The 23,056-nt window shown below is 61.1% G+C and carries 26 protein-coding genes; 9 read left to right on the top strand and 17 right to left on the bottom strand.

What is annotated here, in order from left to right; translation table 11 throughout:
* The first annotated feature begins 64 nt into the window (after positions 1-64).
* Together ACR9ZQ_RS20335 and ACR9ZQ_RS20340 are read left to right on the top strand one after the other, a co-directional pair.
* Positions 65-604: a DUF5330 domain-containing protein gene (locus tag ACR9ZQ_RS20335; protein ID WP_481429344.1), complete on the top strand. Its 540-nt coding sequence runs from the start codon at positions 65-67 to the stop codon at positions 602-604.
* Between the two features lie 207 nt (positions 605-811).
* A complete protein-coding gene (locus tag ACR9ZQ_RS20340) occupies positions 812-1,234 on the top strand; it encodes a SufE family protein (protein WP_481428665.1) in 423 nt (140 codons plus the stop codon).
* A 97-nt stretch (positions 1,235-1,331) separates the two neighbouring features.
* Here the strand turns inward: ACR9ZQ_RS20340 and ACR9ZQ_RS20345 are convergent, their stop codons facing one another.
* From ACR9ZQ_RS20345 to ACR9ZQ_RS20390, 10 genes are all read right to left on the bottom strand, one after another.
* Positions 1,332-1,757, bottom strand: a complete 426-nt coding sequence (locus tag ACR9ZQ_RS20345; RefSeq protein WP_113322572.1) for a YciI family protein — start codon at positions 1,755-1,757, stop codon at positions 1,332-1,334.
* Positions 1,758-2,122: 365 nt separating this feature from the next.
* The gene (locus ACR9ZQ_RS20350; RefSeq protein WP_007821525.1) at positions 2,123-2,554 is read right to left on the bottom strand and encodes a Ros/MucR family transcriptional regulator; all 432 of its coding nucleotides are present in this window, start codon (positions 2,552-2,554) and stop codon (positions 2,123-2,125) included.
* Between the two features lie 437 nt (positions 2,555-2,991).
* Positions 2,992-3,324, bottom strand: a complete 333-nt coding sequence (gene mnhG, locus ACR9ZQ_RS20355) for a monovalent cation/H(+) antiporter subunit G (protein ID WP_007821521.1) — start codon at positions 3,322-3,324, stop codon at positions 2,992-2,994.
* Complete coding sequence (locus ACR9ZQ_RS20360; protein WP_310377923.1) at positions 3,324-3,635, bottom strand: cation:proton antiporter; 312 nt, start codon at positions 3,633-3,635, stop codon at positions 3,324-3,326. Before ACR9ZQ_RS20360 ends, mnhG begins: the two co-directional genes overlap by 1 nt.
* Complete coding sequence (locus tag ACR9ZQ_RS20365; protein WP_310377925.1) at positions 3,632-4,111, bottom strand: Na+/H+ antiporter subunit E; 480 nt, start codon at positions 4,109-4,111, stop codon at positions 3,632-3,634. The genes ACR9ZQ_RS20360 and ACR9ZQ_RS20365 overlap by 4 nt, the downstream gene beginning before the upstream one ends.
* On the bottom strand, positions 4,108-5,655 hold the full coding sequence (locus tag ACR9ZQ_RS20370) for a Na+/H+ antiporter subunit D (protein WP_310377928.1): 1,548 nt from the start codon (positions 5,653-5,655) through the stop codon (positions 4,108-4,110). Before ACR9ZQ_RS20370 ends, ACR9ZQ_RS20365 begins: the two co-directional genes overlap by 4 nt.
* Positions 5,656-5,716: 61 nt before the next feature.
* Positions 5,717-6,094, bottom strand: a complete 378-nt coding sequence (locus ACR9ZQ_RS20375; RefSeq protein ID WP_310377930.1) for a Na+/H+ antiporter subunit C — start codon at positions 6,092-6,094, stop codon at positions 5,717-5,719.
* Positions 6,094-6,513 (bottom strand): Na+/H+ antiporter subunit B, encoded by a 420-nt coding sequence (locus tag ACR9ZQ_RS20380; protein WP_481428666.1) that lies wholly within the window; start codon positions 6,511-6,513, stop codon positions 6,094-6,096. The genes ACR9ZQ_RS20375 and ACR9ZQ_RS20380 overlap by 1 nt, the downstream gene beginning before the upstream one ends.
* An 85-nt stretch (positions 6,514-6,598) precedes the next feature.
* A complete protein-coding gene (locus ACR9ZQ_RS20385; protein ID WP_481428667.1) occupies positions 6,599-8,956 on the bottom strand; it encodes a putative monovalent cation/H+ antiporter subunit A in 2,358 nt (785 codons plus the stop codon).
* A 132-nt stretch (positions 8,957-9,088) separates the two neighbouring features.
* Positions 9,089-9,292, bottom strand: coding sequence for a hypothetical protein (locus tag ACR9ZQ_RS20390; protein ID WP_113322567.1), 204 nt, complete (start codon positions 9,290-9,292; stop codon positions 9,089-9,091).
* Between the two features lie 215 nt (positions 9,293-9,507).
* Here ACR9ZQ_RS20390 and msrB point away from each other — a divergent pair, with 215 nt between their 5' ends.
* The gene (gene msrB, locus ACR9ZQ_RS20395) at positions 9,508-9,921 is read left to right on the top strand and encodes a peptide-methionine (R)-S-oxide reductase MsrB (RefSeq protein ID WP_481428668.1); all 414 of its coding nucleotides are present in this window, start codon (positions 9,508-9,510) and stop codon (positions 9,919-9,921) included.
* A gap of 46 nt (positions 9,922-9,967) precedes the next feature.
* On the opposite strand, the gene ACR9ZQ_RS20400 is transcribed toward msrB, so the two are convergent.
* Entirely contained in the window at positions 9,968-11,035 is a 1,068-nt protein-coding gene (locus ACR9ZQ_RS20400) for an NAD(P)/FAD-dependent oxidoreductase (protein WP_481428669.1), read from the bottom strand.
* 76 nt (positions 11,036-11,111) lie between these two features.
* On the opposite strand from ACR9ZQ_RS20400, the gene ACR9ZQ_RS20405 reads away from it, so the two are divergent.
* Positions 11,112-11,651, top strand: a complete 540-nt coding sequence (locus tag ACR9ZQ_RS20405) for a GNAT family N-acetyltransferase (protein WP_310377939.1) — start codon at positions 11,112-11,114, stop codon at positions 11,649-11,651.
* Entirely contained in the window at positions 11,648-12,394 is a 747-nt protein-coding gene (locus ACR9ZQ_RS20410) for a class I SAM-dependent methyltransferase (RefSeq protein ID WP_310377941.1), read from the top strand. Before ACR9ZQ_RS20405 ends, ACR9ZQ_RS20410 begins: the two co-directional genes overlap by 4 nt.
* Positions 12,395-12,463: 69 nt before the next feature.
* On the opposite strand, the gene ACR9ZQ_RS20415 is transcribed toward ACR9ZQ_RS20410, so the two are convergent.
* The 5 genes from ACR9ZQ_RS20415 to ACR9ZQ_RS20435 all read right to left on the bottom strand — a co-directional run bounded on the left by ACR9ZQ_RS20415 (position 12,464) and on the right by ACR9ZQ_RS20435 (position 15,380).
* Complete coding sequence (locus ACR9ZQ_RS20415; RefSeq protein WP_310377943.1) at positions 12,464-13,162, bottom strand: pentapeptide repeat-containing protein; 699 nt, start codon at positions 13,160-13,162, stop codon at positions 12,464-12,466.
* A 104-nt stretch (positions 13,163-13,266) separates the two neighbouring features.
* Positions 13,267-13,776: an N-acetyltransferase family protein gene (locus ACR9ZQ_RS20420; RefSeq protein ID WP_481428670.1), complete on the bottom strand. Its 510-nt coding sequence runs from the start codon at positions 13,774-13,776 to the stop codon at positions 13,267-13,269.
* 72 nt (positions 13,777-13,848) lie between these two features.
* A complete protein-coding gene (gene trhA / locus ACR9ZQ_RS20425; protein WP_481428671.1) occupies positions 13,849-14,517 on the bottom strand; it encodes a PAQR family membrane homeostasis protein TrhA in 669 nt (222 codons plus the stop codon).
* A gap of 120 nt (positions 14,518-14,637) precedes the next feature.
* Positions 14,638-14,958: a TraR/DksA family transcriptional regulator gene (locus ACR9ZQ_RS20430; protein ID WP_310377948.1), complete on the bottom strand. Its 321-nt coding sequence runs from the start codon at positions 14,956-14,958 to the stop codon at positions 14,638-14,640.
* An 11-nt stretch (positions 14,959-14,969) separates the two neighbouring features.
* Positions 14,970-15,380, bottom strand: a complete 411-nt coding sequence (locus ACR9ZQ_RS20435) for a universal stress protein (RefSeq protein ID WP_310377949.1) — start codon at positions 15,378-15,380, stop codon at positions 14,970-14,972.
* A 198-nt stretch (positions 15,381-15,578) separates the two neighbouring features.
* Here ACR9ZQ_RS20435 and ACR9ZQ_RS20440 point away from each other — a divergent pair, with 198 nt between their 5' ends.
* Together ACR9ZQ_RS20440 and ACR9ZQ_RS20445 are read left to right on the top strand one after the other, a co-directional pair.
* Positions 15,579-16,535, top strand: coding sequence for a VOC family protein (locus tag ACR9ZQ_RS20440; protein ID WP_481428672.1), 957 nt, complete (start codon positions 15,579-15,581; stop codon positions 16,533-16,535).
* 272 nt (positions 16,536-16,807) lie between these two features.
* The gene (locus ACR9ZQ_RS20445; protein WP_481428673.1) at positions 16,808-19,624 is read left to right on the top strand and encodes a phospholipase D-like domain-containing protein; all 2,817 of its coding nucleotides are present in this window, start codon (positions 16,808-16,810) and stop codon (positions 19,622-19,624) included.
* A gap of 111 nt (positions 19,625-19,735) precedes the next feature.
* On the opposite strand, the gene ACR9ZQ_RS20450 is transcribed toward ACR9ZQ_RS20445, so the two are convergent.
* On the bottom strand, positions 19,736-20,809 hold the full coding sequence (locus ACR9ZQ_RS20450; protein WP_310377955.1) for an aldo/keto reductase: 1,074 nt from the start codon (positions 20,807-20,809) through the stop codon (positions 19,736-19,738).
* Between the two features lie 95 nt (positions 20,810-20,904).
* Here ACR9ZQ_RS20450 and ACR9ZQ_RS20455 point away from each other — a divergent pair, with 95 nt between their 5' ends.
* Positions 20,905-21,804 carry a LysR family transcriptional regulator gene (locus ACR9ZQ_RS20455; RefSeq protein WP_481428674.1) on the top strand — a complete coding sequence of 300 codons (900 nt, stop codon included), beginning with the start codon at positions 20,905-20,907 and terminating at the stop codon, positions 21,802-21,804.
* An 81-nt stretch (positions 21,805-21,885) separates the two neighbouring features.
* Positions 21,886-23,055, top strand: a complete 1,170-nt coding sequence (locus ACR9ZQ_RS20460; protein ID WP_481428675.1) for an AI-2E family transporter — start codon at positions 21,886-21,888, stop codon at positions 23,053-23,055.
* Position 23,056: the final 1 nt, after the last annotated feature.

Here is a 23,056-nt window from a genome sequence, read left to right on the forward strand (position 1 = left end):
ACACACCGGACAACCGGCCCGATTCGGCGACAAGACCGGACGGGAAAACAGGATGGGCAAGACAATGTGGTTTCTGATCAAAGGATCATTCTGGTTTGGCCTTGTGCTCGTCGCTCTCTCCGTTTTCAGCTCGGAGAGCTTCGACAATGCCGGCCACCCGCAATTGCAGCTTTCCGACGCCTTCACGGCGGCAAGCGGCGCTTATGACTATATGACCGGCATGTGCTCCGAAAAGCCCGAGGTCTGCACCAAGGGCGGGGAAACCCTGACGGCTCTCGGCTACCGGGCCCGCGAAGGCGCCCGTGTCGCTTATGAACTGCTCGACAGCCAGTTTAGGGATGACAGCTCCAAAATGGCTTCTGCAAAGACGGCTGCGCCGCCGGCGCCTGTGGCACTCGCCGTTCCTTCCCTGCCGGAGGCCGTCACCAACACCGTGCGCGAGGCACAGGCCGCGCTGAACCAGCCGATGCCGCACCTGCCGCAGCCCTACCGCCCGCCGGTCGATGACGGTGCCTCGGCCGAACAGGTCGTGACTGGTACTATCTCGGCTAGCACCATTCCGGCCGGCGCGATCCCGCTGCCGACGCCGAAACCGGCGATCTGACGAATTTCGCGGGCATCCGCCCGCCCAAACTTGCATCGGTGGTCCGCATGACGCGGAGATGCCCCATGCCTGACGTGCCTGCCCTGTTTATTTCAGCACTTTGCTGCGCCGTGAGGATGCCCATCCCTCACGGCGTTTCTTTTTTAACAGTTCAAATCTGCGGTCGCTTCACCTATATCATTCAGTAACAGTGAAAGGCCTGACAGCATGGCGACCCTCGACCAGATCATCGACGACTTCTCCTTCCTGGATGATTGGGAAGACCGTTACCGATACGTCATCGAACTCGGCAAAGCGCTGCCTGATTTGGCAGACGGGAAGAAGACTTCCGAGAACAAGGTGATGGGCTGCGCCAGCCAGGTATGGCTGGTGACGCATACGTCAGGCGATCCCGACAACCCGGTCATGACATTCGAAGGCGATTCCGATGCGCATATCGTGCGCGGCCTCGTCGCCATCGTGCTCGCCACCTATTCTGGCAAGACGGCGTCCGAAATCGCTTCGCTGGATGCCTTCGAGATCTTCTCCAAGATCGGGCTCACCGAAAACCTCTCCTCGCAGCGCTCCAACGGGCTGCGCTCGATGGTGAACCGCATCCGCGAGGAAGCGCGTGTACGCGCTGCGGCCTGAGGGCGCGTGATCGGTATAATACAGAGCTGCGATCACATACGGCTGAGCGCCCGGAGGAAATCCGCCGGGCGCCCGAGTATAATATCCCCTGATGGGATTATTTGCCGTCAGCCATCTTTTCGCGCAGGCGCTCTTCCTGCTCGACAAGCTCCGGTGTGAAGGCTTCGCCGAAATCGGCGGCTTCGAAGACCTGTCGGATCTCGATTTCGCTCGGGCCAGGCATCGGATTGGGGCAGCGCTTGATCCATTCCAGCGCCTCATCCATGTCCTTGACCTGCCACAGCCAGTAACCGGCAATCAGTTCCTTAGTTTCGGCGAAGGGACCGTCGATGACGAGGCGCTTCGGGCCATCGAAGGCAACGCGCTTTCCCTTGGAAGACGGATGCAGGCCTTCGCCCGCCAGCATGATGCCGGCATTGACCAGATCCTCGTTATACTTGCCCATGGCCGCCAGAAGCTCAGTCGAGGGCATGACGCCCGCTTCACTGTCTGCTGTCGCCTTGACGATGACCATTACACGCATTGTCTCTTCTCCTCTTATTTGCGGCGGCATGAGTGCCTGCCTGTCATCAATCTCTTTGCTTCACGCAATTCCGAACGCAAAACCGCTGGGCACTTTTGCTGGAATTGCCCTAAAGCGTGTCGCGATCTTTCAGATTTGCCCGCCACGCTTCAGGCTTTTGTTTTCGCATGTCGTTATCGCAAAACCGCTGCGCACTTTTGCGCGACATGCTTTAGAGACGGATGAGCAATCGCGGGGCCGACATTTTTTGCCGCGCTTTTTTTGAAGATAAATGACGAGGGCCGAACATCCCCGGAAGGGACGATCGGCAAATACAAAAAAGCCGGGCAGCAGGCCCGGCTCTTTATCGTCTAGCGGTATGATACTCAGCCGCGTCCGCGTTTGCGGCGCTGACCCAGGCCCATTTCCTTTGCGAGGCGCGAACGCGCTTCGGCATAGGCCGGGGCTACCATCGGGTAATCGGCAGGCAGGTCCCACTTCTCGCGATATTCTTCCGGCGCGAGATTGTGATGCGTCATCAGGTGGCGCTTCAAGGACTTGAAGTTGCCGCCGCATTCCAGGCACGTAATCTGCTCGTCCTGTACGGACTTGCGGACAGAGACTGCGGGCTTCTGCTTTTCGACGACCGCTGCCACCGGCTGCGGTACGGATGTGTTGCTCAATGCCGAGTGTACATCGGAAATCAGATTGGCCAGGTCGCTGACCGGGACAACGTGGTTGCTGACATAGGCCGCGACGATATCGGCCGTCAGTTCCACAAGCAGCTCCGGCGCATTGCCGGTCGCCATATCCGTCATATTCTTTCTCCTGTTAGCATGCTCAAACGGTCCTTCTCCCAAAAAGACAAAGAACCCTCGTCGCAGAGCCAAACAGCAAAAGAGCAGGTCACAGCCTTTGTTTCGAAAAACCGGAATCCACCCCTAGATTCCGAAGACCGTATTCTGCACCAATACTGCCTGAAGGTGAGCTACTACGTATTCTTCCAGGCCGTCACCCAGTTAGACATTGGCAATCAAGGCTAAGGGACTTGGAAGCAGTACGTTTCTAATTCACAATCAGAACTCTACTTGGATTTTCAAATAGCATCGTTTTCGCAAAAGGCCAATTATTAATTGTGATTTTCCTAGAAAAAAAATCCATCACAAAGAATTGGTCAGCAGTTCAGCAAGCTTTACTCGTGCTTTCGGTGCATAAGTTTGCGTAAAATTGCTTAAAATTCTGAGTAGCCCCGCCTTCAGCGCATTCGCATATCGTCACGTACTGAGATATCGGCCGGAAAATGCCCTGATATATGCGAAGCTCTCGCAAGAAGGTGTGCAGAAACCGGTGCCGTCAGAATGAAGAAGAGGAAACCGGCCAGCGCTCTTGCAAGCACAGCAAGTTCGCCCGAGTAAAGCCCGGCGGCAAGCAACAACAAGCCGGAACCGACCGTGCCGGCCTTGGAAGCGGCATGCATGCGCGTATAGAGATCCGGCAGGCGCACGATACCGATCGCGGCCACCAGCGCGAAGAAGGCACCGGCCAGCAGCAGGACGGCGGTGATTATAGCGAGCGCATAGTCCATCATCATTCGCTCCTCTTTCGCGTCTCAGGCCCCGCGTTTCCGCGCGAGAGCACGAAACGGGCGAAGGCGACGGTTGCCAGAAAGCCGACGAGGCCGAGCGCAATAGCGATATCGATGTAAAGCGAGAAGCCGGTGCGCACCGCGACGACGGCGATGAAGCCGATGGCGATGCCTGTAAGCATGTCGAGCGCCAGGATGCGATCCGGCAGGCTGGGGCCGGCAATGACCCGCCAGACCGTTATGAAGAGCGCCACGCAGAGGATGCCAAGCGCTGCGAATGCGGCAGTGGAAACGATGGCGGCGGGCGTTATCATCCGAAGGCCTCCATGATACGGCGCTCGAATCCGTCAGCAATATCGCGTCTGACGGCCAGCGGATTGGCACAGTCCAGCGCGTGCACATAGAGCGTACGCCGATCCGCTGACACATCGACCGAGAGTGTGCCGGGCGTGAGCGTGATGAGATTGGCAAGCAGAGTGATCTGGAAATCGCTCGTCACCGTCAACGGGAATGCGAGAATGCCGGGAGTAAGCTGCATACGCGGCGAAAGCACCGTCAGCGCCACCCGCCAGGCGGAAAGCGCCAATTCCTTCAGGAAAAGGCCGGCGAGCAGGAGGACATGCAAAGGGCGGATACGGCGCGGCGGCGAACGGTCGGCAAAGGCTTCGCGCACGACGGCGAGCGATAGCAGCGACAGGACGAGGCCGAAAACGAAATTATGCGGCGAGGCGCTGCCGGTCACGGCGACCCAGGCAATGGCGAGCGGCAGGCTCAGGAACAGCACGATCATCGTATAGTCCCTTCCGGAAAGACGGAAAAGATATAGGCGGAGGGATCGGCAAGCCCGTCGGCGGCCGACCGGGCGAGCTGCAGCAACTGCTCCGGCAGGACGCCGAAGCCGATGACGAGGATCGTCAATGCGGCAAGCGGCAGGCCGGTTGTCCAGCCGGTTCGCACCGGCGGGAGCGTCAGGAGGGTGGGACGCCAATAAGCAAACAGGAAGACGCGGCCACAGGCGATCGTCAGCAGGAAGCCGCCGAGCAGGATCGCGCCCGCCAGCCACCAGGCACCGACATCGAGCGAGGCCTTGACCAGCAGCACCTTCGGCCAGAAGCCGGAAAAGGGCGGCAGGCCGCAGGCGGCCAGGAGCAGCATGAGCGAAATCGCGGCAAACCAGCCGCTCTGGCGATAAAGGCCCCCGAGCGCGGCCAGCGAAAAGGAGCCGCCCCGCCTGCCCGCTTCGCCGGCCAGAAGATAGAGCGCCGTCATCAGCACCACTGAATGCAGCGCATAGAAGACTGCGCCGCCGAGGCCATCGGCGGTGCCGAGTGCGGCACCGACCAACATGTTGCCGATGCCTGATATCACCACATAGCCGAGCAGACGACGCAGGTCGGTCTCGGCGAGCGCACCCAATGCGCCGACGAGAACGGTCAGGGCTCCGACGATCGCGATCAGCAGGCTGAGCTCATCGCGCTCGGCCGGCAGCAGCATGACCAGGACACGCAGCAGCGCATAGATGCCGACCTTGGTCAGCAGGCCGGCAAAGAGCGCGGAAACGGCGATGCGCGGCGTGTGGTAGGAGGCCGGCAGCCAGAAATTCACCGGGAAGGCCGCGGCCTTCATGGCGAAGGCGAGCAGAAAGAGGCAGGCGAGCGTCATCAGTGGCGCTGTGTCGCTCAAGCCCGCTGCCCGCTCGGCAATATCGGCCATGTTGAGCGTGCCGAAGCTCGCGTAGAGGATGCCGACAGCGATGAGGAACAGCGTCGTGGCGATGAGGTTCAGCACCGCATATTTCAGCGCGCCATCGATCTGCGCCCGTTCGGAGCCGAGGATCAGCAGGCCGAAGGAGGAGATGAGCAGCACCTCGAACCAGACATAGAGGTTGAAGATATCGCCGGTCAGGAAGGCGCCGGTGACACCAGCCATCAGCAGCATCAGCAGCGGGAAGAAACCGTAGCGCCGGCCGCTTTCGGTGGTATCCGAGAGCGCATAGATGCCGGCGGCAAGGGCAGCGACCGCTGCGGCGAGCGCCATCAGCGCGCTGAAGATATCGACCGTGAAAGCGATACCGAAGGGCGGCAGCCAGCGCCCCATGACCATGGTGAGCGGACCGTGTTCGACGACTTGCCGCAGGAGAGCGGCGTCGAGAAGCAGGAGGACGGCAAGGCCGGTGACGGCGATCCATGCCTGCAGGCGGGGAAGGTCCCGCAGCATCAGGAGCAGCGCGCCGAGGCTGATGCAGAGCACGACCGGCAGGATCGCCAGCCAGTGGGCCGGCGGGACCGGGGTGGTGACCATGGCGGCAGAGAGATCGGTGATGGGGGCGGCCATCAGGGGGTGCCTCCCTTGATAGCCGACGGGCAGAGGGGGGTGAGCATCCGCACAACCATGCTCAATACCCCACAGGCGGCAGCGGCCGGTCTTCGGGTTCGGCATCGTGCATGCGGGTCGTATCGTCTGTGCCGAGCTCCTGATAGGCGCGGTAGGTCAGCACCAGCAGGAAAGCGAGGAAGGAGAATGAGATGACGATGGCCGTCAGGATCAGCGCCTGCGGCAGCGGATTGGCCGCACCTGATGGCAGCATGTCGGCCCCGGCGGGTATGATCGGCGGCACGACGCGGGTCAGCCGTCCTGCCGTGAAGATCAGCAGGTTCACGGCGTTACCGAGAATGGCGATGCCGAGCATGATACGGATCGAGAAGCGCGACAGGATCAGATAGATGGCGGCCGAAAAGAACAGGCCGACGACGATGGCAAAGAGCGCCTCCATCAGTCCACCTCCCTTTCTTCCAGCGCCAGCGCGATCGAGGCGACGGCGCCGAGCACCACGAAATAGACGCCGAGATCGAAGAGCACGACGCTGGAGAGCGGCACCTCCACGCCTGCCACGACGGGATAGACCCAGAGGCCGGTCATGAAGGGCACGGCAAAAAGGACAGAGATCAGGCCGGCGAGGCAGGAGAGGAGCAGACCGAAGCCGGCAATCGCCAGCGGGTGGAAGCGGATCGCCCGGCGTACTGCCTCAACGCCGAAGGCAATGCCGTAGATCGCCAGAGCCGAAGCGGCAATCAGCCCGCCGATGAAGCCGCCACCCGGCTCATTATGGCCGCGCAGCAGGATGAAGACGGAAAAGAGCAGCATCAGCGCGGTGATAAAGGGAGCGATCGTGCGGAAAATGACGGTGTTCATGCGGCGCCCCCGCTTCTCTGCGTGGCCGGGCGGCCAGACACGAGAAGGCGGATGCCGACGCCGACAGGTTTTGCGAAGACCCGGCTCATGCCTCCTCCGCATCCGGATCGTTCGTCGCCAGCCGGCGCTCCGTATTGCCGCGGATGCGGATGAGCGCCAGGATGGCGAGGCCTGTCACCGCCACGACGGCGATTTCGCCGAGCGTGTCCGTGCCGCGGAAATCGACGATGATAACGTTCACGACATTGGCGCCATGGGCGATCAGCTTCGAATGGGCGTTGAAGAAATCGCTGAGCGCCGTGTTGAACGGGGCTTCCGTGGCGCGCATCAAAAGCAGCGCGAAGCCGAGGCCGCATGCGAGTGAAAGCGCGATATCGAAGAGGCGGCGGGCGCCGTGGCGCGGATCGGTCGGCGACAGGCGCAGACGGGTCATGACGAGGGCGAGGATGACGACTGCGAGCGTTTCGACCATGAACTGGGTGAAAGCGAGATCCGGAGCGCCGAAGAGCAGGAAGATCAGCGCGACAGCAAAACCCTGAATGCCAAGCGAGACGATAGCCGTCAACCGGTCGCGGGCGATCAGCACCGCGACGAGGCCGAGCATGGCGATGAGCATGATGCCCGCTTCGCGCAGGCGCAGGTCTGCGGGCCAGGCAAAGGCCAGCGGCAGTTCGTCATGGATGACGAGCGGCACGAGCAGCATCGCTGCCACACAGACAAAGGTGCAGGCGACATAGATATCGAGACGTCTCGGCTGGACGATGCCGATGAAGCGGTGCGCGAAACGCACAAGCCCGGAGATGACGTGATCGAAACCGCGATCGGGACCAAGGGCGGAGCGCAGGGCATAGGCCACAAGCGCGCGGGCACGGTCGAGATGCCAGTAGACAACGACACCGAGCACTATCGTCAGCAGCGACAGGGCAAGCGGCACGCCGATATGCGGGGCCAGCGAAATGGAGATGGCCGTAGCTTCACCCACAACGGCAGAGGCCATGGGCGAGGAAATCATGGCATGGGCGAAACCGGAAAAGAGCGCCGCGAGCAGCCCTGCGACAGCGAGGATCGCCGGGCCGAGCCAAAGCAGTACCGGCGCCTCATGCGGATGTTTCGGTGTTTCCACCGGCCGGCCGAGGAAGGGCCTCAGCGCCACGGCAAAGGCGATTGCGAACATCAGGGCATTGCCGAAGACGGCAAGGGCCGTGACGAGGATCGAATAGAGATCGCCGGCGGCAAGGGCTGTATAGATCTCCTCCTTGGCGAGGAAACCGAAGAATGGCGGCAGACCAGCCATGGAAAGGGCAGCTGCCATTGCGATCACAAAGGTCAGCGGCATGGCCCTTCGCAGGCCCCGCAACCGGGTGATATCACGCGTGCCGGTCTCATGGTCGATGATGCCGGCGATCATGAAGAGCGCGCCCTTGAAGAGCGAATGCGCCACCAGATAGAGCACCGCCGCTTCGATGGCTGCGTGCGAGCCGAAGCCGGTCAGCAGCACCAGCAGGCCAAGGGAAGAGACGGTCGTGTAGGCGAGCTTCAGCTTCAGGTCCGTCTGGCGGATCGCAAGCACCGAGCCGGTAACGAGCGTCAGGCCGCCGAAGACGGGCAGCAGGACCTCCCATGCGGGCGTCGCGCCCATGACCGGGTTCAGCCGCATCAGCAGGTAGACGCCGGCCTTCACCATGGTGGCGGAATGCAGGTAGGCGGAAACGGGTGTGGGCGCTTCCATGGCATTCGGCAGCCAGAAATGGAATGGAAACTGTGCCGATTTGGTGAAGGCACCGCCGAGCACCAGCAATAGGGTGGCGAAATAGAGCGGGCTGCCCCTGACGACATCGCCGAACTGCAGCAACTCGGACAACTGAGCAACGCCTGTCAGTCCCCAGAGCAGCAGTAAGCCGGCCAGCAGCAGCAGCCCTCCCCCGCCGGTGACGACGAGTGCCTGCAAAGCGGCGCGCCGTGCCGCCTCCCGCTCATGGTCGAAGCCGATCAGCAGAAAGGAAGTGATCGAGGTGAGCTCCCAGAAGATGAAGAACATCAGGAAGCTGTCCGACACCACGACGCCGAGCATCGCGCCCATGAAAAGGAAGATGAAGGAGAAGAACCGGCCCTGATCCGGATGGCCCTTCAGATATCCGCCGGCGTAGAGCACGATCAGCGTGCCAATGCCGGTGATGAGCAGGGCGAAGGTGAGCGACAATCCGTCAAGGAACCAGGAAAAGCGCAGGCCCAAGCCCGGCACCCAGTCATAACCGCCGGTTATGACTTCGCCGTGAGCGATTTGCGGCACGAGACGCAGGAAATGCAGGAAGGCGAGCAAAGGGGCGATGGCGAGCAGCCAGGCACCGCCTGCGCCAAAGGCACGAATGATGAAGGGAGCCGCGAGAGCGCCGATCAACGGCAGACACAGGGCCAGAAATGTCAGAGCCGTGACATCGGCCATGTCCCCTCCCCGTGAGCACGGATGAAAGCCGGCAAGCAGCCTTTTCCAAGGCTTAGGCGAATCGGCTGATAGCCTCAAGCAATTTCGGCAACCCGCAATGGATGCAGGCGGCGGTTTTCACAGGCTTGGAGTTCAGGAAAGGCGTGTGACGAGACGGGAAACGGAACCGTGCAGGATGAAGAAAGCAAGCGGCAAAGGCCAGAGAATGCAGGCGATCAGCCCGCCAATGCGATGTACCGTCCAGCGGTCGTGATTGACCCAGCCTTCCAGCAGGGTCACGCCCAGGGCGATTGCGGCGACTGCGCCGTACAGAACAATCATCAGAGTATGAAACACCGTTTGTCCCCGAAACACGCAGCATTAAGCTTAATGGCACACTAAAGATAAAGCACGGGTGATTCGTCGTCTTCCCCCGAATTGGGTAGATGGCAATTGGGGCCTTGACGCGGCAGGTTTGATTCTGAGGCCTGATCCCAGACTTGATCAATCGTGCTCAGCGCACCACATTTGCGCACGAAAGAGATTGCCCCCATCGGCGAAAGGAGCACTCCATGGCCGAAACGACCACCACACCAAAAATTCACAAGACCGATGCCGAATGGAAGGAACTGCTGACCCCTGAGCAGTATCGCATCACGCGCCAGCACGGCACCGAACGCGCCTTTACCGGTCCCTATTGGGATTCGTTCGAGACCGGACTCTACCGCTGCGTCAGTTGCAATGCGCCGCTCTTCCGCTCCGACACCAAGTTCGATGCAGGATGCGGCTGGCCGAGCTATTTCGAACCGGTCTCTCCGGAGTCCGTGACCGAACACCGCGACACCACCTATGGCATGGTGCGCACGGAAATCCGCTGCGGCACCTGCGAGGCCCATCTCGGCCACGTCTTCCCTGACGGACCGCCGCCGACCGGCCTGCGCTACTGTATCAACGGGCATGCAATGGTTTTCGAGCCCTGCAAGTAAAGGCTTGTAAGTAAAAGAAAAGCGGACCCCACCAGGTCCGCTTTTTTCATATCAGCCCGGCGGATGGGATGAGCGGCGATCGCCGATCTTCCATTACATGCTCGGCGGCAAGCCGGCCGAGCAGTGGCGCGAGAATGACGCCGGGATGGCCGACGGCGACATAGGCGCCCTCGATGCCGGGCAGGAAACCGAGCCGCGGCATTCCATCGGAGAAGAAGGGCCGGTAACCTGCAGCCGCCTCGACCAGCGACACGCCTTCGGGCAGGCGCAGGCGCTCATGCATGACCTTCAAGATCCGCTGGCCGACCCTTTCAGGCGCGTTTTCGGAGGTATCGTCGATATAGCCCTTGGCGACATGCAGCATGTTGTCCGCCGACTGGCGGATTTCCAGGCCAGGGCCGCGGAGGATGCGGTTCACGACAGGCTCCGCGCAGCCATAGCGCAGGATGATCGAGGGCGAGGCTTCGACGCCGGTTCGGAAGCCCAGGCTTTCCGTCAGGCGGTCGACCGCTGTTCCGCCTGCGAGGATCACGAGATCGGCCTCGATCGCGCCATGGGCCAGACGCACGCCACTCACCCGGTCGCCCGAAAGGATGAGGCTTTCGACCTTCCGGCCAAAGGTGGCGGTTACGCCGGCGGCATCGATCAGGTCACGTGACAGCCTTGCAGGGTCGAGCGCGAGATCGCCGGGCGAGAAGATCGCGCAGGCGGGAGGCTGGCGCAGATTGGGCTCCCATGCAACAATCGTCGCGGCATCGGCCAGTTCGACATCCGTGCCTGCGGCGCGATGGGCTGCGGCAAAGGCTTCGGTTTCGGCAGTATCTTTGAGCCAGAACAGAGAGCCGGGACGTGCGGCAACGAAGGCATCCGGTAGATCGGCCTGCAGGCGGGCATAGTCGGCGAGCGCTTCCTGCCCCAGGCGGTAATTGACCGCTCCCGGCGCGATATTGATGATATTCACCCAGCCGAAGGCACGTGCCGTCACGCCGCTGCCGGCCTGCACATTCTCCTCTACCACATGGACAGTGGCTCCACGCCTGGCGAAATGGAAGGCGAGTGAAGCGCCGACAATGCCGGCGCCGATAATGATGACGCGTATCTTTGCAGATGCCATGGCGGGAGCTCTCGTATAAATCGGGAGGAAGAGGTAGGCGCGGCTTAGGCACGCTCCATGACAGAGGGATGAAACAATGTCTATCATCCGGGAAATCCTGCGCAGCGACCGGCTGGTGTTGCGCGAAATCACCGTCGCGGACTTGCCGGCGCTCGAGCGCATCTTCGCCGATCCGCTGTGCATGCGGTATTACCCTTCCGTGAAGGATGCCGCAGCAACGCGCGATTTCTTCGACAGGCTCGCCTTCGGAAGCTACGAGAAAAATGGTTTCGGTCTCTGGGCGATGATCGATCGCGAGAGCGGCGATCTGCTCGGCGATTGCGGGATCACGCTGCAGGACACATCGCGCGGAATGGAGCCGGAGCTTGGCTACCATCTCTGGCCGGATTACTGGGGCAAGGGTTATGCCACCGAGGCCGCCCTTGCCTGCCGCGACCATGCCTTCTCGGTCATGGGACTGTCGCGCCTCGTCAGTATCGTCAGCCTGGAAAATCTTCCCTCGCAGAAGGTCGCCGGGCGGGTGCATCAGCGACGGGAGGTTTTCACCAAGCAGAATGCGGCCGGCGAGACAGTGGAACGCTATCTCTACATCAGCGAGAAGAATTCAGGCGCATGAGCACGAGTTCCGACGATCCCCTCTACCGCGATCCTTCACTTGCACAATTCTACGATACGGCCAATCGCTGGGGACCGGATTTCGACTTCTGCATGAAGCTGGCGGAAGGCGCCAATTCCGCGCTCGACCTCGGCTGCGGGACGGGCGAGCTGACGGCAGCGCTCGCCGCGACGCGCAACGTCACCGGCGTTGATCCTGCCGCCGCGATGCTCGACATCGGCAGGGCGCGGCCGGGCGGCGGCAAGGTGGCATGGGTCGAGGGTGACGCCCGCACCGTTCGCCTCAGGAAGAGATACGATCTCATCGTGCTGACGGGCCACGCGTTCCAGGTCTTCCTGACGGAAGAGGACCAGCGCGCCGCCCTTGCGACGATCGCAGCACATCTCAGCCCTGCCGGCCGGTTCGTGTTCGATACGCGCAATCCCGGTTTTTACGGGGAGCGCGACGTACGCCATAGCAGCGTGCGCCAGCTCGAGCATGCCGAACTCGGTGCGATAGAGGCCTCGGACGAGTCTCATTACGATGAGACGACCGGCATTCTTTCCTATGAGAACGGCTATCGGGTGCTCTCGACCGGCGAGCACTTCGCCGGGCGCTCGCAAATCCTCTACACGCCGCGCGACAAGCTTGCGAGAATGATCAGCGACGCCGGGCTCATCATCGACGCCTGGTATGGCGACTGGGAAGGCAACCCCTTCCATGCGCGGTCGCGCGAGATCATTCCGGTTGGTCGTCTCGCCTGAACAGGAAAGACTTTATTGTTTCACGCAATTCCGGACGCAAAGCCGCTGCAAACTTTTGCTGGAAAGGCGCTAGTCCTGCTCTTGCGGGCAGGGCCAGCCTGAGGGGATAGAAAGCCCCGAGGGCAGCTTCGTCGAGGAATCGCCGCAAGCAAGGTCGATCTGCGCCTGCTGCAGGCCAGTGGCGGCGGACAGATCCAGCCCCTCGATGCGGGTCAGAAACATGAAGGCTCGGTCGAAGGTGATCGGACCTTCAAAGGTTGCGCCCGTCAGATCGGCGCGGGAGAGATTGGCGAGTGCGAAGCTGACGCCGGTCAGCACCGCCTTGTCGAAATTGGCCCGACCCAGCTCGGCCTTCTCGAAGTTGGCCTTCGTCAGCTGCGCCCCGGTGAAATCGGCCCGCTGCAACTCCGCACCGGCAAAGCTTGCACCATCGGCGATGGCCCTGGCAAAAGTCGATCGATAGGCTTCGATTTTTCCGAAATTCGCGCCCTGCACGGTAGCGCCTTCAAGCGAGGCGCGCACGAGGGTCGCTTTTTCGGCATTGGCGGATTTGAGGTTGGCGCCGCCGAGATCGGTCAGCGAGAAATCCGTGCCGGCCAGATTGGCGCCCTGGAGGTCACTGCCCTGAAGCATCAGGTTCTTCTTGTTGCACTCCTGCCAGTCGAGCTCCGGCGAAGCCGTGCTGCCGCAACTGGCCGCCATCACCGGCAGCGAATAGGCTGCCATGGCCAGAAAAGCCGAAAGACCGAGCACCGAGCGTCCAAACATCAACCTCTCCTCCGCGAGTCGCGCCATCAGAGATTTCTACAAGGCGCAGACTACGATAAAAATATGGTTAGTCCCCGCCAGCAATCAATCTGGAGATGGCCCTGTCAGGCTTTCGGTACGCGCAATTCCATGCAGGTGAGATCCAGCCAGCGGCCGAATTTGATGCCAACTTCGGAAAATGTGCCGGCGATGCGGAAGCCAAGCTTCGCGTGCAATTTGATGGAGGCGGTATTTTCGGCCTCGATGCCGGCGATCATGACGTGGATATTGCCGGCGGTCGCACGTTCGATCAATGCGCGCATCAGCTTTTCGCCGATGCCGGCACCGCGGCAATCCTTGTCGACATAGACGGAATGTTCAACCGTGTGGCGGTAGCCATCGAAAGCGCGCCAATCGCCATAGGAGGCGTAGCCGGCGACCTTGCCGTTCATTTCGGCGACGATGACCGGAAAGCCCCTGCCCTTGCGCGCCTTGAACCATTCCAGCCGGTTGTCGAGATCGACAAGCGTTTCGTTCCAGATTGCCGTGGTGTGCTCGACAGCGTGATTGTAGATATCTCTGACAGCAGGAAGATCGGCTTCGGCGGCGTCCCGGATGAGAACGATATCGGTCATTTGGCAGGCCCGGTTCGGAATGGTCTTCCGGCGGGGCATACGCTGGGCGCGGGCCGATGTAAACGCCAGATATCAGAAGGCGGGGACCGAGAGGCTGAAGCAGGTCAGCACGGCCGAATAATGCACGGCGGCGGCGGCCACCACGAAGCCATGCCAGATGGCGTTCTGGAAGCGCAGCCTCTCCCAGACATGGAAGATGACGCCCAGCGAATAGATGATACCGCCGATGACGATCAGCAGCATGGAAGCATAGGGAATGCGCGAGGCGACGGGCTCGGCCACCAGTACGCCGCTCCAGCCCATGGCGAGATAGAGGAGGATCGCCAGCCGGTCATATTTGCCCGGGAAGACACATTTGACGAAGATGCCGAAGGCGGCAATCAGCCAGATGACGATCAGCATGCCAGACAGCAGCGGATCGTCGGCGCCGCGCTCCAGAAAGGGTGTATAGGTGGCGGCGATCAGGATGAAGATCGCCGAATGATCAAGCCGGCGCAGATACCATTTGGTGCGCGAAACCGGCCAGATATTATAGGAAAAGGAAATGCCGAGGGTCAGCACCAGCCCGACGCCGTAAACCCAGGCGGCAACCAGCGCACCGGCGGGGCTCCAGAGGGTGGCGTAGAAGATCAGCACAGTCACGCCGATCAGGGCAAAAAACAATCCGACGCCATGGACGATGCCGTCGGCGATCAGTTCATATCTGTCGTAGGCCCAGCGAATGCCGTTGATTTCGCCCATGCGCGCACCCCTACTCAGAGAGAGGGGATCGTCGCATTGAATTGGCCAAGGCGCAACCGGACGCCCGGTGGCGTCAGGTTAAATCTTTGTGACGAGCCATGCTCGTTTTTGATGACGCGCTTACTTGCCTGCCGCGCAATCCTCGCAGAGCGGCGTCTGGGGCAGCACCGCGAGGCGAGCTTCCGATATCCTGGCACCACAGCGGGCGCAGGTGCCATAGGTCCCCTTGGCGATGCGTTCGAGGGCGGCGTCGATGGCGCGCAACTCATCCTCGCCTGCCTGGCCGAGACCTTCCAGCACTTCATCGTTCTCGTTTTCGATGGCGCGGTCGTCGTCATCGGCCTCCTTGGTGCGGCCGAGGTCCGTGTCGATCTTGCGCAGGCGCGCTGTCAGTTCGTGCCAGCGGTCGCGCAGGATCTTTTCCTGAAGTTTCATATCCATGGCTTCACGTCCTACCGATCCACCAGCACCGAGCACCTGGCATGGCGCACCACGCGGTCGGCGGTGGCACCGATGAAATAGTTGTAGAAATCGGGAATATGCGAGGCGATCATAATGAGATCGGCGCCGTGGCTTTCCGCCGCGGCAAGAATGCCGTTGGCGGGCGGGCCGTTGCGGACTTCGACGGTGGCCGGAATGCCGGTCTTGGCGACGAGTTCATTCAGCCGGTCGCGGCCTTCCTTCATGGCGCCCTCGACGACGTTTCCCGGCAATTCGATGGCGACATAGGTTGGAATATCCTCGACGACATTGAGGAGGATGATCTCACCGCCATTGTCGAGCAGCTTTGCCGCCTTGCGGAAAATCTTCTCGCCTTTTTCGATGCCGCCGATTTCAACTGGAACGATGATCTTCTTGTACATGGGATCCTCCTTGAGGTGTTGATCTTCGTCATCAACCTCCTCCCTAGATAGATAAAGCGCATTGACTGATATCAAGTGGGGCGCGAGCCATCGTCAACGTTTGCACAACGCTTCATCGTCAAAAACGAGCCTTCTGTGAACAATGAGAATGCGCCATATAGGGATCAAGTACAGCAGCCGAGGGGAGCTTACAGGCGAATGGACCGGCGAAAATTCCTCGCGCTCGCTACGGGCGGCACATTTGCCGCCACCGCCGGTACGCCTTTTTATTCCAGGGCAGGAGATCATTCCATGACGTCATCAGAAACATCCTATGCGCTGACGCGCCCTGCCTATATCGACCAGTCGCATCTGGTCGTGAAAGACTTGGCCGCGGTTTCCGGTTTCTATCAGAAGATGCTTGGCCTTTCGGTGCTCGAAAAGACCGCAAGCGGCGAAGTTCTGGGGGTTGCCGGCCTGCCGCTGCTGACGCTGACGACGGATAACAATGCGCGCGAGGCCCCCCGCAACGCCGCCGGCCTCTTCCACACCGCTTTCCTGATGCCAAACCGCATCGAACTCGCTCGCTGGCTGCGCCATGCTGCGCACAACAATGTCACCCTCGAGGGCGCGTCCGACCACCTAGTCAGCGAGGCGATCTACCTTTCCGATCCTGAAGGCAACGGCATCGAAATCTATGCAGACAGGCCGCATGAAAGCTGGAAGTTCCATCCGGACGGCATGGTGGAAATGGCGACGCTGCGCCTCGACCTGCAGGCACTCTACAACAGCGCACCAGAGGATACCTGGACCGGCATGGCCGACGGCACCGCGATCGGTCACATCCATTTGCAGGTCGGCGACATTCCGCAGGCCGATGCCTTCTACCGCGACGTGCTTGGTCTGAAGCTGATGGCGCGTTATCCGAGCGCGAGCTTCTTTGCGAGCGGCGGCTATCACCACCATCTCGGCGCCAATATCTGGAACAGCCGCGGCGCCGGCACCCGCGCCGATCACATGACCGGCCTTTCCGACTACAAGATCCGTTTCAATGACAAGGAAACGCTCGACAAGGCCGTTGCCAAACTCGACGAACTGGAGATCAAGAGCGAGAAGCGCGACGGCGGCGCCTTCCTTAGGGATCCGTGGGGCATCGGGCTTACGCTTTCGGCCTGAAGGAATATCTTTTAAGGCACTCGGAAAGGATCGTTTTGGTATTTCGCCGAAACGGTCCTTTCTGTTTTCAGGGAACTCCCAAAACAGTCGCGGCATATTTCTCGATATTTGCTTTTAGGACGACCGAACGGTCGCGCAAGCGCTGGGCTCGACGCCATCATGCGGCTGTAATAAACTGGACGTATCTTCCCAGTTTACAACCCTCAATAGATTTCGCAGCCAATCCCCATCGTACACCGACGAAATGTCCGCCATCGGACGGAGGAGGCAGAATGACAGTGGAGGACTCCCAGCGCGTCCGGCAGGTGGCGGAGCAGGTTGCGGCCGCTAGCTCGCCCGATGTTCGAGCAGATATCGAAGCGCTGATGAGCAGCGCGCAAAAGCCCGGCTGGCTTGGTGAAGCCGGCCGCGCCATGAACGTCCGTTACGGCGGCGTGCGCGCATTGATGAATCGAGATCAGCCCGTCGAAGAAGGGGTCGATATCGGCCCACCTCCGGTCGGCGACTTGGAGACGATCGTCTTTGCCGTGGGTACGCCGGTTTTCCTTGTCAGGAACAATGCCGTCGACATCGACAGCGCCCGCGAGGAAGCGAAGGCCTGGCGCCGCTTCCTCACGGACAACGCAACGAACCTGGATCGGGCGATGGTTTCGATCGGCCGTGTCGACGTCACCAATGCCGACCGCGACTATGCCGGCACGGCATGGGTAATCGATGACGGTCTTGTCGTCACCAACCGCCATGTGGCCAACCTTTTTGCGGAAGCAAGCGGCACCGGCTTCAAGTTCAAAATCGGCTTCGACGCGCGTCGCGAGATCGGCGTCAATATCGACTTCCTGGAGGAATTCGGTAACGCCGCCAGCGACGAAGTGAAGATCGAACGCGTCGTCTGGGTGGCACCTGAAACCGGACCCGATGTTGCCTTCCTGAAGCTGGCGCCGAAATCCTCGCCGGTCGGCCGCCTAAAGCTCGATCTTGCCTCCGAGGTGCCGGTGCGCAACCTGCCGGTTGCCGCAATCGGCTATCCCGCCAGCGATTCCCGCTTCTCCGATCAGAGGCTTGCCGAAAAGATTTTTGGCGGCGTATTCACCAAGAAGCGGCTTGCAGTCGGCAACCTGCTGGCGGCCGACGAGAACCGTGTCACCCATTCCTGCTCCACCCTCGGCGGCAATTCCGGCTCTCCGTTGCTCGACATCGGCACCGGCAGGGTGATGGGGCTTCACTACAGCGGAACAGAATTCATCGAGAATGACGCGGTGCCGGCAGCCGTTCTGCGGCGTTGCCTGCAGCGCGCCCAAGGATTGCTCCAACCGCCACCGAACGAGGAAATCACCGTGAGCGAAGGCGACAAAAGTGGAAGCGGCAGCGGCGGTAAAGTGACATTCACGGTGCCGCTGAAGATTACCGTCGAACTGGACACTGCAGCGTTGCAATCTTCGCTCGCAGGCGGACCGGCGACTGCGCCTTCGGGGCCGACTATCGTCATGAGCGCGACCGGTTCCGGTCCTAATCCGCCGTCCCCCTCGCCGATCTCGATGCCGACCAAGGAGCAGGTATTTGCTGCGGTCCGCAGCGCGCGATCTCTGCTTGCCAACCGTGACGACGTCGTTGCCATCAAGCCGGGCTATCGCTTCGAGAATGGCGAGATCACCGATCAGCGCGCCGTCGTGATCGCGGTCAATCGCAAGCTCGAGCTGGGCGCCCTGGAATCGCGCGGCCGCACGAAGCTGCCGGATTACATCGATGGCGTTCGCACCGACGTCACCGTCGCCTCGGCGCAGGATCTCTTCGGCATTGACATGGACGAAGCCGCGAAGCCGAGCTGGCATACGAATTACAAGAAGCGCGACGACCTGCCGCTGACCCGTCGCCCGGTCAACGGCAAATTCGTCATCCATACCGGACCTGACGCGAGCTGGCCGCAGCTCGGTCTATTCCTGGCGAAGACCCGCAAGTCGCTGGTCGTTGCCATGTACGATTTCGGCGCGACGAATGTCGCCAATGGCGTGCTAGATGCGGTCAAGGGCCAGGCCGAAACCATCTCCATGGTGCTGCAGATGGGCGGCAAGGTGCATGATGGCGATCTGACGGATGCCGAAGCGGTCGGGCAGATCCGCGATGCGAAGGGCAGCAAGTTCGATTTCGCGCCGGCGAGCGTCGGCAGGAACGGCATCTTCGATTCAGCCTACCATATCAAGGTCGCCGTGCGCGACCACAACGCCATGTGGCTTTCGAGCGGCAACTGGCAGAGCTCCAACCAGCCCAACGTGGCGCCTTTGACAAACAAGGATGACGAGGCATCGGCGCTGCGGCTCTACAATCGCGAATGGCATGCCATCCTTGAAGATGCCGGGCTCAGCAAACTCTATGAGGATCATATCCTGCGCGATCTGGAAGAGGCCAAGACGGTGACGGAGGCCGGCATCGTGTCGGAACAACTGGTCTTCCTGCCCGCCAACGTCGCCATGGACACGCTCGAAGCGCCCGAGAAGCCGCGCTATTTCCAGCCGCTGACCGGCGAGCGCACAATCGACGTGCAGCCGATCCTGACGCCCGACAACTATATCGACGTGGTATTGCCGTTCATACAATCGGCCAAGAGCCGGATCTACTTCCAGAACCAGAGCTTCAATACCAAGACGGTGGGCGACAATTATCGCCGTCTGCTGGATGCGCTGCTCGAAAAGCAGAAGGGCGGTCTCGACGTGCGCATCATCTTCCGCAGCTTCGGCTCCGAAGACCGCGACGTCATCAGCAACGCCAAGGATTACGGCTTCGATACCAATAAGATCCGCAAGCAGAAGAACTGCCATACCAAGGGAATCATCATCGACAGCGAAGCCGTGCTGATGGGCAGCCACAACTGGACGACAGCCGGCACCGGCTTCAACCGGGATGCGAGCCTGATCTTCTATGATGCGGAAATTGCCAAATTCTACGAGGAGATCTTCCTCTACGACTGGAACCGCATCGGCCCGGCGAAAATAGATGAAAATCTGCCGCCGCCGGTACTCGCACCATCAGGAGGGGAGACAGCACCGCCGTCAGGCTACATTGCCGTCCCGCTCTCGATCGCGCTTGGGCGGTGACTTCGGAGCGGCACAAACGGCGATTGGAACGCGCGGGGGCTGCGCTTTCGGAACAAAACTTCCAGACGACAAATGGCGCCGTTTCCGGCGCCATTTTCAGGTTTGTATGTTTCAATGACGGGGCTCGATGGTCACCTCGCCGAACATGACGCCGCGCGTCAGCGGCTTGGCGAGGAAGTCATGCGGGAAGCCGAGGACGATTGCGCTTGCCTCGGCGAGGCGGGTGCGATGTTCATCCGACAGCACGACATCAAGCGCACCGAGATTGTCTTCGAACTGGGCCATCGTCTTCACGCCCATGATCGGCGAAGTCACGGCGGGGTTGGCGAGCGTCCAGGCGATCGCCACCTGCGCCGGCGTCTTGCCGATCTCGGCAGCGATTTCCTTTACGACTTCGGCGATGCCGAGGCTGCGCTCGGTCAGCGAACCATTGCCGGCAGCGACATTCTTGCGGGTGCCGACGGCACTTGCGGTGCCAACGCCGATATCGAGGTCGGCACGACTATATTTGCCGGTGAGGACACCCATGCCAAGCGGCGACCAGGGGATGACGCCGAGGCCGAGTTCAGCGGCCATCGGGATCAGTTCGCGCTCCACCGTGCGTTCGATCAGGCTGTATTCGATCTGCAGAGCCACCAGCGGCGCCCAACCGCGAAGGTCGGCCAGCGTCTGCATGCGCGCGACCTGCCAGGCCGGCGTATCGGAAATGCCGGCATAGACGATCTTGCCGGCACGAACGAGATCGTCCAGTCCGCGCATGACCTCCTCGACCGAGGTCGTGAAATCCCAGGCGTGCAGATAGAAGAGATCGATGTAATCGGTGTTCAGCCGCTTCAGGCTGTCTTCCACCGAACGGACCATGCTGCGGCGATGATTGCCGCCGGAGTTCGGATCCCTGGGGCGCGAGGTGATCGTATATTTGGTGGCAATCACCAGTTCGTCGCGGCGGCCTTCGGCAAAGCGGCCGACGAGGGTTTCGGAGGTGCCGCCCGTATATTGATTGGCGGTATCGATGAAATTGCCGCCGCGATCGACATAGGCGTCGAACATGCGGCGAGACTCCTGCTCGTCAGCGCCCCAGCCCCAGTCTGTTCCGAAGGTCATGGCGCCGAGCGACAGCGGCGAAACGCGCAGGCCGGAACGGCCGAGGAGACGGTAGCGGTCAAGGGATAAAGTGTCAGTCATGGATGATCTCCTGTGTTGCAGGCAGAAGATGCGCCTTGCCGATACTGACAACAATGCTACATTATCGGCATGACTTCTTTAGAAAAGAGAGCATAATGCGTGGCAGCGACTATGCCGAACTCAAGGCTTTTGCTGCGGTCGCCGAGCACGGCAATTTTGCCCGTGCGGCCTCCCGGCTCGGCATATCGGCCTCCGCGCTCAGCCAGACGATCCGCACGCTCGAGGAACGGATGGGCATCCGGCTGCTCAACCGCACGACGCGCAGCGTGGCACCGAGCGAGGCGGGCCAACGGCTGCTTTCAAGGCTGCTGCCGGCGCTTGCCGATCTCGACCAGGCGGTGGCGGATGTTGCGGCGCTGCGTGATAAACCGGCCGGCCTGTTGCGCATCAACGCGCCGCGAGTTGCGATCGTGCACGGGCTGGCGCCGCTGATTGCGCCCTTCCATGCTGCCTTTCCCGATATCGTCATGGACATTATCGTGGATGACAAACTCTCCGATATCGTCGCCGATCGTTTCGATGCCGGCATCCGGCTGGGCGAGATGGTGGAAAAAGACATGGTGAGCGTAAAACTCGGCGGCGAGATGCGGCTCGTCGTGGTCGCCTCGCCCGACTACATCGCGCGCCACGGCATGCCGGACACGCCGCGCGACCTGCGCGACCACTCTTGCGTCGTCTCCCGCTGGCCGACGGATGGCAGCCTCTATCACTGGGAATTCGAGCGCGGCGACGAGAAACTCGAAGTGGCCGTCTCGGGGCCACTCAGCACGACAGACAACGACCTGATGCTGCGGGCCGTGCTTGATGGCATCGGCATCGGCTATCTCTTCGACTATCACGTGGCGGAAGATCTTATCGCCGGCAGGCTGGTGAGCATGCTGGATGACTGGACACCGCCCTTCCCCGGTTTCCACCTCTATTATCCGAGCCGGCGCCAGATGCCGCCGCCGCTGCGCGCCTTCGTGGATTTCGTCGGGCGGCGGCGGGCTGCCTAGACGCATCGATACCAGGGGGGAACCTGTAGCAAGCCTGCGCGTTGATTGGCGGAGCAATGGGGCTTCGGGGACACATCGCACATGGGAATCGCCAACGGCATCCGGAAACAGGCAAACAAGATCCGCCTCGGCGAACGCCACACCAGCGCATGGGCACGAACGCTTCAGGAAGAAGCTGCTGAAGAACTTCCACCGGCACCGATGCGGCGCGTCGAGAAGGACGGGCTCGATGTCAGCATGGCCTGGGCCATCATCGGCATCTTCGGCATCCTTGGGCTTGCCGCAGTCTATATGATGTCGCTGATCCTGATCCCCATCACGCTCGCGGTGGTCGTCGGCATGATCCTCGGCATGGCGGCAGAAAAGCTTTCGAAGATGGGCGTGCCGCGGCTTGCCAATGCGGCGATCCTTTCCTCCGCTGTCGCGCTGGTCATCGTCCTGCTGATCAATTCGCTTGCCGGTCCCTTGGCGATGCTTGCCAATGAAGCGCCTGATTTCATCGAGCGCACCACCCAGCGCATCATGCCCTATCTGGAGCGGATCGAATGGCTGCACATCACGCCTGCGACCTTCCAGAGCGGGCCGATGTCCATCGATGCGCTGCTCGAAAACACCGGAAACGTGCTGCATGTCGTGACAACAAACCTGACGCCAGCGCTGGTGCAGGGGCTGATCTTCTTTGCGGCGTTGCTGCTCTTTCTTGCAAGCCGCGTGAGCCTGCGCAAGTCGATCATAATGACCTTTCGCGAACGGGCGCAGCGGCTGGCAGCGATCCGCGTCATCAATGCTGTGGAACAGGCGCTTGGCTTCTATTTCGCCACGGCCTCGCTGATCTATGTGGCGCTCGGCGTCGTGATGACCGTTATCGCCTATGCGGGCGGGCTGTCCATGCCAGTGCTCTGGGGTTTCTTTGCTTTTCTTTCGAGCTTCATTCCCTATCTCGGCATCACGATGATGACCCTTGCGGTCGCCATTGCCGGCGTTATCGCCCATGACGGCATCATTATCGGTCTTATACCTGCTGCAGCCTTCTTCACTGTTCACCTTGTGATGGAAAACCTGATCTTCCCCGCTGTCATGGGCCGGCGGCTGGAGATCAACCCGTTCGTCATCTTCCTGGCGATCATCTTCTGGACATGGATGTGGGGCGCGGTCGGCGCGATGCTGGCACTGCCGCTCTCGCTCATCGCCATGACCATTATGGAGGAACTGGTGATCGAGGAAAGACCGCAGCCGCAGCTACCGAAGTAAC

The organism is Rhizobium sp. KNZ14-9A (genome assembly GCF_056755015.1).

What these genes read in the sequence shown, in the direction of transcription:
- ACR9ZQ_RS20405 (WP_310377939.1), top strand. Translation starts at nt 11,112, where the DNA reads ATGTCTATCATCCGGGAAATCCTGCGCAGCGACCGGCTGGTGTTGCGC.
- ACR9ZQ_RS20460 (WP_481428675.1), top strand. Translation starts at nt 21,886, where the DNA reads ATGGGAATCGCCAACGGCATCCGGAAACAGGCAAACAAGATCCGCCTC.
- ACR9ZQ_RS20435 (WP_310377949.1), bottom strand. Translation starts at nt 15,380, where the DNA reads ATGTACAAGAAGATCATCGTTCCAGTTGAAATCGGCGGCATCGAAAAA.
- mnhG (WP_007821521.1), bottom strand. Translation starts at nt 3,324, where the DNA reads ATGATGGACTATGCGCTCGCTATAATCACCGCCGTCCTGCTGCTGGCC.
- ACR9ZQ_RS20365 (WP_310377925.1), bottom strand. Translation starts at nt 4,111, where the DNA reads ATGATCGTGCTGTTCCTGAGCCTGCCGCTCGCCATTGCCTGGGTCGCC.
- ACR9ZQ_RS20410 (WP_310377941.1), top strand. Translation starts at nt 11,648, where the DNA reads ATGAGCACGAGTTCCGACGATCCCCTCTACCGCGATCCTTCACTTGCA.
- ACR9ZQ_RS20445 (WP_481428673.1), top strand. Translation starts at nt 16,808, where the DNA reads ATGACAGTGGAGGACTCCCAGCGCGTCCGGCAGGTGGCGGAGCAGGTT.
- ACR9ZQ_RS20345 (WP_113322572.1), bottom strand. Translation starts at nt 1,757, where the DNA reads ATGCGTGTAATGGTCATCGTCAAGGCGACAGCAGACAGTGAAGCGGGC.
- ACR9ZQ_RS20370 (WP_310377928.1), bottom strand. Translation starts at nt 5,655, where the DNA reads ATGGCCGCCCCCATCACCGATCTCTCTGCCGCCATGGTCACCACCCCG.
- ACR9ZQ_RS20375 (WP_310377930.1), bottom strand. Translation starts at nt 6,094, where the DNA reads ATGGAGGCGCTCTTTGCCATCGTCGTCGGCCTGTTCTTTTCGGCCGCC.
- ACR9ZQ_RS20400 (WP_481428669.1), bottom strand. Translation starts at nt 11,035, where the DNA reads ATGGCATCTGCAAAGATACGCGTCATCATTATCGGCGCCGGCATTGTC.
- ACR9ZQ_RS20335 (WP_481429344.1), top strand. Translation starts at nt 65, where the DNA reads ATGTGGTTTCTGATCAAAGGATCATTCTGGTTTGGCCTTGTGCTCGTC.
- ACR9ZQ_RS20360 (WP_310377923.1), bottom strand. Translation starts at nt 3,635, where the DNA reads ATGATAACGCCCGCCGCCATCGTTTCCACTGCCGCATTCGCAGCGCTT.
- ACR9ZQ_RS20415 (WP_310377943.1), bottom strand. Translation starts at nt 13,162, where the DNA reads ATGTTTGGACGCTCGGTGCTCGGTCTTTCGGCTTTTCTGGCCATGGCA.
- trhA (WP_481428671.1), bottom strand. Translation starts at nt 14,517, where the DNA reads ATGGGCGAAATCAACGGCATTCGCTGGGCCTACGACAGATATGAACTG.
- ACR9ZQ_RS20420 (WP_481428670.1), bottom strand. Translation starts at nt 13,776, where the DNA reads ATGACCGATATCGTTCTCATCCGGGACGCCGCCGAAGCCGATCTTCCT.
- ACR9ZQ_RS20350 (WP_007821525.1), bottom strand. Translation starts at nt 2,554, where the DNA reads ATGACGGATATGGCGACCGGCAATGCGCCGGAGCTGCTTGTGGAACTG.
- ACR9ZQ_RS20440 (WP_481428672.1), top strand. Translation starts at nt 15,579, where the DNA reads ATGGACCGGCGAAAATTCCTCGCGCTCGCTACGGGCGGCACATTTGCC.
- ACR9ZQ_RS20385 (WP_481428667.1), bottom strand. Translation starts at nt 8,956, where the DNA reads ATGGCCGATGTCACGGCTCTGACATTTCTGGCCCTGTGTCTGCCGTTG.
- ACR9ZQ_RS20340 (WP_481428665.1), top strand. Translation starts at nt 812, where the DNA reads ATGGCGACCCTCGACCAGATCATCGACGACTTCTCCTTCCTGGATGAT.
- ACR9ZQ_RS20430 (WP_310377948.1), bottom strand. Translation starts at nt 14,958, where the DNA reads ATGGATATGAAACTTCAGGAAAAGATCCTGCGCGACCGCTGGCACGAA.
- ACR9ZQ_RS20455 (WP_481428674.1), top strand. Translation starts at nt 20,905, where the DNA reads ATGCGTGGCAGCGACTATGCCGAACTCAAGGCTTTTGCTGCGGTCGCC.
- ACR9ZQ_RS20380 (WP_481428666.1), bottom strand. Translation starts at nt 6,513, where the DNA reads ATGAACACCGTCATTTTCCGCACGATCGCTCCCTTTATCACCGCGCTG.
- msrB (WP_481428668.1), top strand. Translation starts at nt 9,508, where the DNA reads ATGGCCGAAACGACCACCACACCAAAAATTCACAAGACCGATGCCGAA.
- ACR9ZQ_RS20450 (WP_310377955.1), bottom strand. Translation starts at nt 20,809, where the DNA reads ATGACTGACACTTTATCCCTTGACCGCTACCGTCTCCTCGGCCGTTCC.